Here is a 12,679-nt window from a genome sequence, read left to right as displayed (position 1 = left end):
TGTCCACGTGCCTTCAGACGTACATCCGGCCCTGGATGTGTTGATGCCCGCGGCGTTCCTGGGCCACGGCAACCCCATGAACGCCCTCGAGGTCAACCGGTACACCTCCGCGTGGAGAGCCTTCGGCGCAGCGGTGCCGCGTCCCCGCGCGATCCTGGTGGTCAGCGCCCATTGGTACATCAACGCCACGGCCGTCACCGCGATGCCCCGGCCGAGGACCATCCACGACTTCTACGGGTTTCCGCAGGAGCTGTTCGAGGTGCAGTACCCGGCGCCCGGGCTGCCCGAACTGGCTGAGGAGGTCAGTGACGTCGTCCACCCGACCTGGGTCGGGGCGGACGTCGACAGCTGGGGCATCGACCACGGCACCTGGTCGGTGCTGATGCATGCCTTTCCGGACGCGACGATTCCCGTCGTCCAGCTCAGCATCAACGCCGACAAGCCGATGGACTACCACCTTCAACTCGGCGCCCGGCTCGCTCCTCTGCGCCGGCGCGGCGTGCTGATCGTGGCGAGCGGCAACGTCGTGCACAACCTGCGCGGCATGGACTGGGCGCTGGCCGACGACGGCTTCGACTGGGCGCGACGCTTCGACGAGGACGCCAAGGCCCGGATGTTGACCGACCCGGGCGAGTACGCGACCCTCGACGCGCACGGGGACTTCCGCCGTGCGGTACCGACCCCGGATCACTTCATCCCCGCGTTGTATCTCGCCGGTCTGGCCGCCGCCACGGACACCCCCGACACCGAGGTCCTCGTCGACGGCTACGCCTACGGCTCGTTGTCCATGACGGCCTACACCCTGGGCATGTCCTGTCCACCGGCTGCCGGCCGGGGCGGATCCCCGCAGCCACCGCCCGGCCTGCCGCCGGACGGCTCCAACATCTGAGCAAGCGCCGGCTGGTCGAATGCTCCCATGGATCAAGGTGCAGTCGCGGTGGGTCCGGCGCTCGCCGCCGTACTCGTCGTTCTCGTGCTCGTCGCCGTGGCAACGGTGCGGGCCGGCCGGCTCGGCCACGCCCGTGGCATCGCCACGGCGGCGCTGCGCGCGGTGGTGCAGTTGTGCGCCGTGGCGCTGCTCATCACTGCCGTCCTGCGGTCGTGGTGGGCCAGCGCCGGGTTCATCACGCTGATGATCCTGGTCGCGGCGGCGACCTCCGCGCGCCGGGTCAGCTCGCTTCGCCTCGGCTGGCCGGTGCTGGCGCCGATCGCGGTCGGCGCGCTGCCGGCCTGCGCCCTCGTCGTGGCCTCCGGCACGGTGCCGATGACCGAGGTCGCGGTCGTTCCGATCGCCGGGATCCTCATCGGCGGGGCGATGACCGCTACATCCCTGGCGGGCCGCCGCGCACTGGACGAGCTTCGCGACCGCCATGGCGAGTACGAGGCGGCCCTGGCGCTGGGCCTCGTGCCGCGGGATGCGGCGCTGGAGATCTGCCGGCCCAGCGCGGGGCAGGCACTGGTGCCCGCGCTGGACCAGACACGCACCGTCGGCCTGGTCACACTCCCCGGCGCCTTCGTCGGCGTGCTGCTCGGCGGCGGCACACCCGTCCAGGCCGGGGCAGCCCAACTACTGGTCCTGGTCGCGCTCCTGGCCGTCGAGGCGATCGCCGTCGCGGTGACCGTCGAGCTGGTCGCCAACGGACTGCTTCGCCGACCGGGCCCTGCCGTCTAGGTTCCGCTTCGACGTCTGACCGCCTGGCCGGGAGAGAACCCGAAGACGGGATGGTTCCCCCGTGCCGGTGCCCGGGTGACCTGGGTACGGTCGCCCGGGCACCGCGGGCTATGCCGTCGGCCTGGCTTCGTGCAGGATCCGGGCCAGCTCGGCCGGCCGGCTGAGCATCGGCCAGTGCCATGTCGGCAGTTCCTCGTACCGCCACGAATCGCCGGCCATGTGCCGGCACAGCGGCATGGTGGCGGCCATCTCGCGTGCCTGCTCGGCGGTGAAGCTCGACAGCACGCCGAGGCGGGGCAGCTTCTCCCACGCCCCGGTGAGCCGCACCGGGGTGGTGGCAGTCGCCCACCGAGGTTCCCGGCGGAGTACGCCTCACCGCCCGAGCCGAACGGCTCGACGGTGCGGCACAGATGCTCGCCGGGCTCGGCTGGTCGTTCACGATCGACCGACCGGACGAACTCAAGGACGAGGTACGCGCCCTGGCCGCCCGACTGCTCACCGACGCCGACGCTTGAGGCTCGGTAGTGGTAGTCAGAGCCGCCTCGGCCCAAGTGCGGTTGGCGCGCGGCTGGGTCAGGCCGGCGGATCGTCTCGGAAGAGAGCTTCCCTCAAGCCTCGGCCTCCCCAGCGGGTGGCGACGAGTTCGGGTCGAGGACGGGTCGGCTCGGGCACCCCTCGGTGCGGTCTGGTGTCGGGCGCAGGACGGTCCCAATCGGCGATCAGCGCGAAAGGATCGGTCACGCGGCCCGGCTCATCCTCACACCGCTCCCGGACAACCATCGCCGGATGGAAGCGCAGTTCCTGCGCCATCCCGCAGTCGTCGGCCCGCGAGGCGACCACGGCCCCGCAGCCTCGACAGGCGACGCAGGGGATCCATCCCACCATCGACCAGCAGCCCGTGCGGACACGGTCATGGACGAAGCGTGTCCCGCGTACGTCGCCGGGTGAGAGGACGAAGGTGCCGGTGAGCTGATCACGGCCGTAGGCGGCCTCGTCGATCGCGTAGGCGCCCGGGTCGAGGAGCGGCGGGTTCACGTGGTGGCAGTCCAGGACCGACCAGTGCGGCGGCGCCGGCAGTTCCACCAACCGGACCGGGACGCTCAGCTTCTTCCCGCAGCTCGCACACCGAAAGCGCTCCACTGCCGCAGTGTGACATCGCGGCCGAGCGACGGCATCAGGGATGTGCTTTCCTCGGCGGGCTTGACCCAGCTGGTCCTCGATACGCCCGGCGCGTCGCCGATAGGCTCGCGGCATGCGGACCTTCCGCAGTCCCCAGCTGGTTCTCTTCAGCGACGATACCCGCGAGGACCACGGCTTGGACCCGGTCGCCGAAGGCCAGCGCGTCGCGGTCGTCCTCTGGACGGATGACACCACCGCGGCCTACGAGGGCCTGGTCGCAGGCGGAGCTCATGCGCGTGGCAGGTGCTGAGCAGGTTTCCACCACGCGAGGTTGGCGGTCACGTGGGCCACCGGCTCGATGATCTCCCACGCCTCGGCGATCAGCCCGTCGTCGATCCGCCAGATGTCGACGACCGCGATCTCCGGTCCTGCGCCGGGAAGCCAGCGCCGCGAGTACATCACGACGTGATCGCCGTCGGCCAGCACCTGATGGATCTCGACCTGCATGTCGGCAAGCGGTACCAGCGCGGCGCGGACGGCGGCGAGCCATTCCACTTTGGTCGACGTGGTCGTACCCGGCCTGTGGTGGACGAAGTCATCACTCAGGAACGGGGCGAGCGCATCGACGTCACCCGTCTCGATCAGTCCTGCCAGCGCCCGTCGGACGATGCTCTGGTTCTCCGTGGTCATGGATGCAGTGTTTGCGTGACCGCTTCGATTGTCGATGAACTCGGATTTCATGGCGTCCGACTCGACGATGAGTACGCTCCATGATCGTGCACACGGTCGGGGAACTCTTGCGGCAGTGGCGGCAGCATCGGGGACTCAGCCAACTGGATCTCGCGATCGCTGCGGACGTCTCGGCTCGTCACGTCAGTCTGGTCGAGACCGGTAAGTCCAAGCCGAGCTCCGACATGATCCTTCGACTCGCGGATCAGCTCCACGTGCCGCTGCGTGATCGCAACCGGCTGCTGCTCGCCGGGGGTTTCGCACCTCGGTACGCCGAGAGTCCGCTCGACCACAACGCACTGTCAGCCGTCCACGACGCTGTCCGGAGGGTGCTCCGCGCCCACGAGCCCTACCCGGCGGTGGTCTTCGATCGCCGGTGGAACATCGTGACGACCAACCGCGCTGTCGACCCGTTCTTCGCACAGGTGGCTCCTGACCTGCTGCGACCGCCGGTCAACCTGGTACGGCTGGGACTGGATCCGCGCGGTCTCGCGCGCATGGTCGTCAACCTGGCCGACGTGCGCGCGGTGTTCCGCACCCGGATCTCACGCCAGCTCGCAAATGCTCCCGACCCTGAACTCACCGCACTCTACGAAGAACTGTTGGCGCCCGAGCCGGAGAACACGTCGAGTCAACGGATCGAAGCGGACGTCGTGATACCGATGATCCTTCGCGTCGGCGGACGAGAGCTGCGGCTGTTCTCGACCATCACCACATTCGGCACCCCGATGGACATCACGATCGACGAAATCGCGATCGAGTCCTACTACCCGGCCGACGCGGAGAGTGCCGCCTACTTCGCGACGTAGCGTACTGTCAGCCGCTTCTGAGTCGCGGGCCCTCACCCCGCGTACCGGCCGGATCGCCCCGAGGTGCGCTGTCCCTGGCGGCGGGGCAGTCGGCGGGGAATGATCGGGGTACACCGCGGGCTGCCCGCAGCAGTCCACGGCGCCGCAGAAGGGCGGGTCGACGCCGATGACTCCGACGCAGCTACGGGCCTACGTCGCTGTCGTCCGCCTGGGGTCCGTCAAGCAGGCCGCCGCGCAGCTGGAGGTCTCCGAGTCGGCGGTCTCGCTGCTCATCGGCCAGCTACGGCGGGAGTTCGGAGACCAGTTGTTCACCCGGACGGCGGCAGGGCTGGCCTTCACCCCCGGCGGGCTGCGGCTCGCCAGCCGCGCGGCCGAGATGCTGGGCCTGCAGGACCGTACGGTCCTGGAGGTCAGTTCGGCGGCACACGGCCGCCGGATGCTGCGGGTCGCCGCGTCCAGCGAGTTCGCCGAGTTCGCCGCGCCGAGACTGATCGAGCTGTTCGCCAGACGCGCCGCCGACCTCGACATCGAGCTGAGCGTCTGCGACCCCGGCTCCTTCGAGTCGCTGCTGCTGACCCGGGCCGCGGACATCGCGATGGGGCCGCTGCCGCCGGTGGCCGAACCGGCGATCTCCTGCCGGCCCATGATGAACTACCGGCTCGTGACCGTCGTCGGCCCGGATCATCCGCTGGCCGGTGTGCCGGCGTCACCGGGGCAGTTGCGCGACCAGACCTGGCTGCTCGGGCCTTCGGCCACCAACACCCTGGGCGCTGTCCCGGCGATGCTGCGCCGGCTCGGCGTACCCGAGGAGCGGCAGCAGATCTTCCAGAGCCACGCGGCAGCGTTGGGTGAGGCCCAGCGCGGCCGGGGGATCGCGCCCGCGCTGTCGTTCACCGTCGCGCCGGACGTCCGCGGCGGCCAGCTCGTGGCGTTGTCCGGGCCGCACGCCACGGCCGAGGCGGTGTGGCATTCGCTGGTACTCGTCACCCCCGGCACTCCGTCCGTGGCAGCCGAGCTGTGCCGCTTCGCGTCGACGCCCCGGGCGATTCAGGCGATGATGCGCGGCGTGGGCGTCGCGGTGAACCATTTCCGGCCCTCGGTGCACGTGACGCTCTGGAGTTGACCGGCGGCGTCCAGCAGGTCCCGGAACGTCGCGGCCGGCAGGAGCCGGTCACAGTAGGGCAGGGCCGCGGCCATGCCCGCCACCAGGGGAGCGAAGCCGGGGGCGCCGGCCCGCGGGTTCAGCCAGACGATCCGGTGGGCGCGGCGGCTCAGCCGTGCCATCACGGCGGCGAGCTCGGCCGGCGGGTCGCTGTCCCAGCCGTCCGAGCCGATCAGCACCACCGCCCCGCGAACCGCGTCGCCGTGCGGGGACGCGAGCAGGCCCCGCAGGTTCGTCGCGATGCGCGTACCCCCGAAACGGTCGGTCACGGCGGCGCCCGCGTGCGCGATCGCCGCGGACGCCGACGTGTGCCGCAGCGCGACGGTGAGCCGGGTGAGCGTCGTGGCGAAGGCGAACACCTCCGCGTCGGTGGTCATCGCGAAGGCCCGCAGCAGGTGCAGGTACGCGTGGGCCTGGGCCCGCATCGACTCGCTGACGTCGCACAGCAGCACGACCCGGCGCGGCCGGCGTAGCGGCCGCTCGCGGACGACCTCGACGGGCTCCCACGCGGTGCGTCGGGCGCGGGCGATCGTCGGACGCAGCGCAACCCGCCGCCCGGCCGGGCCTACGGCGTGCCGCCTGGTGCGCCGGGACGGCCAGCGCGCGACCGCCTCGCGCAGGGCCTCGCCGAGCAGTGCGAGCTGGGCGTCGTCGAGGTCCTCGAACGGCCGGTCGGCGAGTCCGGCGAGGGCGCTGGGCCGTCGCTCGGGCAGCCGCACTCCGGCATCGGAGGGCTCCGCCTCGGCGACGGGCGCCGGCAACGTCGCCCACGGCAGCCCACCGCCGTCGCCGGTGGCGTCGGTGTCGGCGGGCACCGGCAGGTGTACGTCGTCGCGAGCGCCCGGCGGGGCCGCCGACCGGGTGAGCGGCAGCGGCGGCGCGTCGGCGAACACAGCGGCGAAGACGCTGTCGAAGGCGGCGAGGTCGGCGTGCCGCCGCACGAAGCTGATCCGGGCGGCCCAGTAGAGCGCGGTCGTCTCCCCGGGTGTGCACACGCCGAGCGCCCGGACGAAGTCACCGGCCTCGGTGAGCCCGGCGGGTACGCCGGCCCGCCGCAACCGGTCGGCGAACGCCGTCGCGAAGGCCGCGCGGTCGACGCCGCGCAGCAGACCGTGCCTCACCGGCGTGCGACCCACCAGGCGATCACCGCACCGACGACGACGATCCCGACGAGCACCGGCACGAGGCGCTTGACGACGGCACCACCGGCGACGCCGAGCAGGTCCAGCGTCTCCGGTTCGGCGCTGCTGCCGGCATCCGGTCGACCGGTGGACGCCGAGGCGGCCACGGGGGTGCCGGCCACGGCGGACCCGGGCGGCGTGGCGGACGAGGGCGAGGCGGTGTCGGGCGCTGCCGCCTCGGCCGCGAGGGTGCGAGCCGCGGAGGCGTCGGGGCCGGTCGCGGCGGCGACTGCGGGTGCGGGCTCGGGTGCGTCAGGCGCGGTGGCCTCGTGCGGGTCGCCGGCCGTGCTGTCGCCGGTCCTCTCGGCCGCCAGCCTCGCCTCGAGGTTGGCGACGAACTGGGCGAGCAGCTTGCCCGACACCTCTTTGATCATGCCGCTGCCGAACTGGGCCAACCGCCCGGAGATCTTCAGATCGGTGTCCACGCTGACGACGGTGCGCTGATCGTCCGGCCGCAGTTCGGCGGTGACCAGCGCGGACGCGTTGGCCGCCGACCGCCGGTCGCGGCCCTTCGCGTCGATCACCCCCCGATAGCGACTGTCGTCCTTCTCGACGAAACGTGCGGTGCCGGCGAACTCGGAGACGACCGGACCGACCTTGACCTTCACCGTGCCCTGGTGGACGTCGCCGTCGACGCCGGTCAGCCGGGCGCCCGGCAGGCACGGTGCGATGCCCTCCAGGTCGGTGAGGATCGCCCACGCCCGCGCGATCGGGACGTCGACTGTGAACTCGTTGGTGATCTTCATGCCGGCCTCTCCTGGTGTGCGCCGAGCGCGGCGGCGACGGCGGCGCGGTCGTCGGGGGTCTTGGCGATGGTGCCGATGGTCCGGACGACGTCGTCGGCGGAGAGGTCGGCGGCGCCGAGCACTGACAGCGCGGCGACCCAGTCGATGGCCTCGGCCATGCCGGGTGCCTTGTCCAGGCCGAGGGCGCGTACGTCGCCGACGAAGGCGGTCGCCGTGCGGATCAGCCCTTCGGTGGCGCCCGGCACGGCCCGCCGGACGATCTCGGTGGCGCGGTCCATCTGCGGGAAGTCGATCCAGTGGTACAGGCAGCGGCGGCGCAGTGCGTCGTGCAGGTCGCGGCTGCGGTTGGAGGTGAGCACCACGACCGGCGGCGTGGTCGCGGTGAACGTACCCAGCTCGGGGATGGTGATCCCGGACTCGCCGAGGAACTCGAACAGCAGCGCCTCGAACTCGTCGTCGGCCCGGTCGATCTCGTCGATCAGCAGCACCGGCGGGACCGGCCCCGGGTGGCGTACCGCCCGCAGGATCGGCCGTTCCTGGAGGAACTCCGCGGCGAACAGGTCGGCGTCGGTGAGCGAGGCGTGCCGGGCCTCGGCCAGCCGGATGGCGAGCAACTGCCGCTGGTAGTTCCATTCGTACAGCGCCTCGCCGGGGGTCAGGCCCTCGTAGCACTGCAACCGGATCAGTGTCGTGTCCATCGCCCGCGCCAGCGCCTTCGCCGCCGCGGTCTTGCCGACGCCGGGCTCACCCTCGAGCAGCAGCGGCTTGCCCAGCTCCAGCGCGAGGAAGACGGCCATCGCCATGCCGTCGTCGGCCAGGTAGTCGACGGCGTCGAGCCGGCGCCGCACGGCCTGCGGATCCTTCACCGCGCCTCGCCCGAGAGCAGCCGCCGGTAGTCCGCGCGGGTGTCCACGTCGATCGGCACCGGCCCGTCCACAGGTACCTCCGTGACCGGGTGCCGGCCGGAGTGCAGCAGCTTCCACACCGCCTTGTCACCGTGCAGGACACGCAGCTCCGGCAGGACGTCACGAGCGAACCAGAACGGGTGCCCCAGGCCGTCGGCGTACCGGCACACCGCGAGCGGGGTGGTCGCCGCCGCGACCCGGCGTACGTCGGCGGCCCGTACGCCGGGCTGGTCGCCGAGCAGGAGCACGAGCCCGTCGGCGCGCGGGTCCACCACCTGCGTCGCGGCGCGGACCGACGATCCGCAGCCCGTGCTGAACTCGGCGTTCTCGACGACCTGGACCCCGGTCAGGTCCACCCGCTCGCGGACCAGGTCGGCGGCGCCGCCGAGGGTCACCAGCACCTGGTCGAAGGCACACGAGCGGGCCAGGTCGAGGGTGGCGTCGAGCAGCGTCCGCCCGCGGTACGGCAGCAGTTGTTTGGCCTCGCCGAGGCGCACCGAGGCCCCGGCGGCCAGAACCAGGCCGGTCACGAACACGGCTACGCCGCCACGTGCCGGTCGCGGCAGCCGGGGCAGCAGAACCAGTGGTCGATGCCGTCGATCCGCACGTGCGGGGTGTCCGGCCCGACCAGGACTGTCATCCCGCACACCGGGTCGACTGCCTGCTGGGGGAGCGCCGCGGGTGGTGCGGGGGAGGAGGCGAGGCCGTCCACCCGGAGCGCCCGCACCACCTCGGCCATGATCGACAGCGCGATCTCCTGCGGTGAGCGCGCCCCGATCTCCAGTCCGGCCGGGGTCCGGACCCGGGCGCGCTCCGCGTCGGACAGCGCCAGTTCGTCGAGCACCGCCGCGCCGCGGGTCCGGCTGGCGACCAGCGCGATGTGCCCCACTCCGGCGTCCAGCGCGGCGCGGACGGCGTCCTGTTCGCCCTTGCCCAGGCCGGCCACCACGACCGCCGTCGCGCCCGAGTGGTCACCGGACGTGGCCACCTCGAAGTCGAGGAAGGCCGCCAGGGTGGCCACCGCCGCGCTGATCGGCGTGTCGCCCACCAGACCCAGCACGGGTACGGGCAGCACCGGGCGCAGGAAGATCTCAAGCGCCCCGCCCGAGTGGCACGGGTTGACCACGACCCGTGCCCCCGGCGTATCGGGGAAGGCGGGCGCGCCGTCCGGCAGGACCCGCAGCAGCAGCGCCGTGCCGTCCCGGAGGGCGTCCAGGGCGGCCGCCCGCACCGAACTCTCGGCGCACATCCCGCCGACGAAACCCTCGATGGTGCCGTCCGGCAGGATCACCGCGTCGTCGCCGGGCCGGGCCGACGTCGGGTCCTGCGCCCGGACCACTGTGGCGTGCACGAACGGCGCGCGCGAGACGGTCAGATCATGCATACGGCGGGCGATAGTCGTCACGGGGCCACCTCCCCTAGATCGGCGGGCGGGCGTTGCCGCGCATCGCGTCCCAGACGCGCGACGGCGTCAACGGCATGTCGGCATGCCGTACGCCGAAGGGTTCGAGGGCGTCGACGACCGCGTTGACGATCGCCGGCGGAGAGCCGACGGTGGCCGACTCGCCCACGCCCTTCGCGCCGATCGGGTGGTGCGGGGACGGGGTGACGGTGAAGCCGGTCTCCCAGTCGGGCACCTCCAGCGCGGTGGGGATCAGGTAGTCCATGAGCGACGCGCCGAGGCAGTTGCCGTCCTCGTCGAACGCGATCATCTCCATCAGGGCCATGCCGACTCCGTCGGCCAGACCGCCGTGCACCTGCCCCTCGATGATCATCGGGTTGATCCGGGTGCCGCAGTCGTCGACGGCGATGAACCGCCGCACCTTGACCTGCGCGGTGCCGGGGTCGATGTCCACCACGCAGATGTACGCCCCGTGCGGATACGTCAGGTTCGACGGGTTGTAGCAGATCTGCGCCTCCAACCCGCCCTCGACGCCCTCGGGCAGGTCGCCGGCGCCGTGCGCCCGCATCGCGATGTCCTGGATGGTCACGCTCCTGCCCGGGTCGCCCTTGACCCGGAAGGAACCCTTGTCCCACTCCAGGTCGGCCACCGAGACCTCCAGCATGCCGGAGGCGATGATCTTGGCCTTGTCGCGGACCTTGCGGGCGACCAGGGCCGCCGCGGCACCGGAGACGGGTGTGGACCGGCTGCCGTACGTGCCGAGACCGAACGGCGTGTTGTCGGTGTCGCCGTGCACCACGTCGATGTCGTCCGGCGGGATGCCGATCTCCTCGGCGACGATCTGCGCGAACGTCGTCTCGTGTCCCTGGCCCTGGGACTGCACGCTGAGCCGGACCACTGCCTTGCCGGTCGGGTGCACGCGCAGCTCACAGCCGTCGGCCATGCCCAGGCCGAGGATGTCCATGTTCTTGCGCGGGCCGGCGCCGACGGCCTCGGTGAAGAACGCGACGCCGATGCCCATCAACTCGCCCCGGGCCCGCTTCTCCTGCTGCTCGCGCCGCAGGTCGGCGTAGCCGGCCATCTCCATCGCCAGCCGCATGGTCGGCTCGTAGTCGCCGGAGTCGTACACCCAGCCGGTCTTCGTCGTGTAGGGGAACTGCTCCGGGCGGATGAAGTTCTTCAGCCGCAACTCGGCCGGGTCCATGCCCAGCTCGTCGGCGAGGCAGTCGACGATCCGCTCGACGAGGTAGACGGCCTCGGTGATGCGGAACGAACAGGCGTACGCCACACCGCCCGGCGCCTTGTTCGTGAAGACCGCCGTCATCTTGCAGTACGCGGCCTCGATGTCGTAGCTGCCGGTGAACACCCCGAAGAAGCCGGCCGGGTACTTCACCGGCGCGGCGGTGCCGTTGAAGGCGCCGTGGTCGGCGAGGACGTTGGTGCGGATGGCCAGGATCCGGCCGTCACGTGTCGCTGCGATCTCACCACGCATGATGTAGTCGCGGGCGAAGCCGGTGCTGATCAGGTTCTCGAAGCGGTCCTCCATCCACTTCACCGGCTTCCCGGTGACGATCGACGCGACGATCGCGCAGACGTATCCCGGATAGATCGGCACCTTGTTGCCGAAGCCGCCGCCGATGTCCGGCGAGATCACCTGGATCTTGTGCTCGGGGATACCCGCCACCAAGGCGTAGAGGGTGCGATGCGCGTGTGGCGCCTGCGTGGTGGACCAGAGGCGCAGCTTGCCGTCGACGGGGTCGAAGTCGGCGAGCGCCCCGCAGGTCTCCATCGGCGCGGGGTGCACCCGCGGATAGACCAGGTCCTGGCTCACCACGACGTCCGCGCGGGCGAACACGGCCGCGGTGGCCGCCTCGTCACCGGTCTCCCAGTCGAAGCAGTGGTTGTCGGTCTTGCCGTCGAGATCGTCGCGGATCACCGGGGCGCCCGGTTCGAGCGCGCGGCGGGCGTCGACGACCGGATCGAGGACGTCGTACTCGACGTCGATCAGCTCCAGCGCGTCCCGCGCCGCGTACTTGTCCTCGGCGACGACGAACGCCACCTCCTGGCCCTGGAAGCGCACCTTGTCGGTGGCGAGCACGGCCTGCACGTCGTTGGAGAGCGTCGGCATCCAGGCCAGGCCCTGCTCGGCCAGCATCGCCCCGGTCACGACAGCCTTGACGCCGGGTGAGGCCTCGGCGGCGCTCGTGTCGATGCTCAGGATCCGCGCGTGGGCCACCGGCGAGCGGAGGATGGCCAGGTGCAGCATGCCGGGCAGCCGGACGTCGTCGACGAACCGGCCCCGGCCGCGTACGAACCGCGGATCCTCCTTCCGCAGCATGCGGCCGTAGCCCACCGGCTTCTGGTCGTTGTCGTGGAAGGTGTCCACGCGCTCGTGCACAGTCGTCATACGACGCTCCCGGCGGGCCGGCCGGCGTTGTCGATCTCGCCGGCTTCGCGTGATTCGGTGGTCTCGGTGACCGCGGCGGCCGCGTTCGCCTCGTGCACGGCGGCCCAGCGCACCGAGCGCACGATGGTGGCGTAGCCCGTACAGCGGCAGATCTGACCGGAGATCGCTTCACGGATCTCCGCCTCGGTCGGGTCCGGGTTGCGGTTCAGCAGCGCGCGAGCCGTCATCATCATGCCGGGCGTGCAGAAGCCGCACTGCAGGCCGTGGCACTGGATGAAGCCCTGCTGGACCGGGTCGAGCTCCGCGCCCTTCGCCAGGCCCTCGACGGTACGCACCTGGTGTCCGCCGGCCATCGCGGCCAGCACGGTGCACGACTTCACCGGCTCGCCGTCGAGCCAGACGACGCAGGTGCCGCAGTTGCTGGTGTCGCACCCCGCGTGCGTTCCGGTCAGGCCCAGCACGTCGCGCAGGAAGTGCACAAGCAGCAGGCGGCCCTCGATCTCCCGGGTGACCTCGACGTCGTTGACGGTCATGGTGACCTGCATGC

The 12,679-nt window shown here is 71.7% G+C and carries 14 protein-coding genes and 1 pseudogene; 5 read left to right on the top strand and 10 right to left on the bottom strand.

Annotated features, from left to right (window positions below):
• Positions 1-7 precede the first annotated feature (7 nt).
• Both ygiD and FHX31_RS21250 read left to right on the top strand, forming a co-directional pair.
• Positions 8-889: a 4,5-DOPA-extradiol-dioxygenase gene (gene ygiD, locus FHX31_RS21255; RefSeq protein ID WP_316250246.1), complete on the top strand. Its 882-nt coding sequence runs from the start codon at positions 8-10 to the stop codon at positions 887-889.
• Between the two features lie 27 nt (positions 890-916).
• A complete protein-coding gene (locus tag FHX31_RS21250; RefSeq protein ID WP_184977072.1) occupies positions 917-1,672 on the top strand; it encodes an ABC transporter permease in 756 nt (251 codons plus the stop codon).
• A gap of 108 nt (positions 1,673-1,780) precedes the next feature.
• Here the strand turns inward: FHX31_RS21250 and FHX31_RS21245 are convergent, their stop codons facing one another.
• Positions 1,781-1,999 (bottom strand): hypothetical protein, encoded by a 219-nt coding sequence (locus FHX31_RS21245; RefSeq protein ID WP_402881594.1) that lies wholly within the window; start codon positions 1,997-1,999, stop codon positions 1,781-1,783.
• A 41-nt stretch (positions 2,000-2,040) separates the two neighbouring features.
• Here FHX31_RS21245 and FHX31_RS21240 point away from each other — a divergent pair.
• Positions 2,041-2,187: pseudogene (locus FHX31_RS21240) on the top strand (WCX domain-containing protein); the annotation flags it as partial.
• Positions 2,188-2,245: 58 nt separating this feature from the next.
• Here FHX31_RS21240 and FHX31_RS21235 read toward each other — a convergent pair.
• Entirely contained in the window at positions 2,246-2,812 is a 567-nt protein-coding gene (locus tag FHX31_RS21235) for a hypothetical protein (protein ID WP_184977071.1), read from the bottom strand.
• A 267-nt stretch (positions 2,813-3,079) separates the two neighbouring features.
• Entirely contained in the window at positions 3,080-3,481 is a 402-nt protein-coding gene (locus tag FHX31_RS21230; protein WP_041798932.1) for a nuclear transport factor 2 family protein, read from the bottom strand.
• A gap of 80 nt (positions 3,482-3,561) precedes the next feature.
• Here FHX31_RS21230 and FHX31_RS21225 point away from each other — a divergent pair, with 80 nt between their 5' ends.
• On the top strand, positions 3,562-4,329 hold the full coding sequence (locus tag FHX31_RS21225; protein WP_013285088.1) for a helix-turn-helix domain-containing protein: 768 nt from the start codon (positions 3,562-3,564) through the stop codon (positions 4,327-4,329).
• 166 nt (positions 4,330-4,495) lie between these two features.
• Complete coding sequence (locus FHX31_RS21220) at positions 4,496-5,452, top strand: LysR family transcriptional regulator (RefSeq protein WP_013474602.1); 957 nt, start codon at positions 4,496-4,498, stop codon at positions 5,450-5,452.
• Here the strand turns inward: FHX31_RS21220 and FHX31_RS21215 are convergent.
• The 7 genes from FHX31_RS21215 to FHX31_RS21185 are packed head-to-tail and all read right to left on the bottom strand — an operon-like array spanning position 5,377 to position 12,677.
• Positions 5,377-6,612, bottom strand: a complete 1,236-nt coding sequence (locus FHX31_RS21215) for a vWA domain-containing protein (RefSeq protein ID WP_013285090.1) — start codon at positions 6,610-6,612, stop codon at positions 5,377-5,379. The genes FHX31_RS21220 and FHX31_RS21215 overlap by 76 nt on opposite strands.
• Entirely contained in the window at positions 6,609-7,418 is an 810-nt protein-coding gene (locus FHX31_RS21210; RefSeq protein WP_047890949.1) for an SRPBCC family protein, read from the bottom strand. The genes FHX31_RS21215 and FHX31_RS21210 overlap by 4 nt, the downstream gene beginning before the upstream one ends.
• Positions 7,415-8,284: an AAA family ATPase gene (locus FHX31_RS21205; protein ID WP_030270922.1), complete on the bottom strand. Its 870-nt coding sequence runs from the start codon at positions 8,282-8,284 to the stop codon at positions 7,415-7,417. Before FHX31_RS21205 ends, FHX31_RS21210 begins: the two co-directional genes overlap by 4 nt.
• Entirely contained in the window at positions 8,281-8,853 is a 573-nt protein-coding gene (locus FHX31_RS21200) for a nucleotidyltransferase family protein (protein WP_396851860.1), read from the bottom strand. Before FHX31_RS21200 ends, FHX31_RS21205 begins: the two co-directional genes overlap by 4 nt.
• An 8-nt stretch (positions 8,854-8,861) precedes the next feature.
• Positions 8,862-9,707: an XdhC family protein gene (locus tag FHX31_RS21195; protein WP_184977069.1), complete on the bottom strand. Its 846-nt coding sequence runs from the start codon at positions 9,705-9,707 to the stop codon at positions 8,862-8,864.
• Between the two features lie 34 nt (positions 9,708-9,741).
• The gene (locus FHX31_RS21190; protein WP_123109533.1) at positions 9,742-12,132 is read right to left on the bottom strand and encodes an aerobic carbon-monoxide dehydrogenase large subunit; all 2,391 of its coding nucleotides are present in this window, start codon (positions 12,130-12,132) and stop codon (positions 9,742-9,744) included.
• On the bottom strand, positions 12,129-12,677 hold the full coding sequence (locus FHX31_RS21185; protein WP_013285096.1) for a (2Fe-2S)-binding protein: 549 nt from the start codon (positions 12,675-12,677) through the stop codon (positions 12,129-12,131). The genes FHX31_RS21190 and FHX31_RS21185 overlap by 4 nt, the downstream gene beginning before the upstream one ends.
• Positions 12,678-12,679 lie beyond the last annotated feature (2 nt).

It is taken from the genome of Micromonospora sp. CNZ286 (assembly GCF_014207755.1).
The sequence above is the reverse complement of the archived record's forward strand: the minus strand, read 5'-3'. Positions and strand labels throughout refer to the sequence as shown.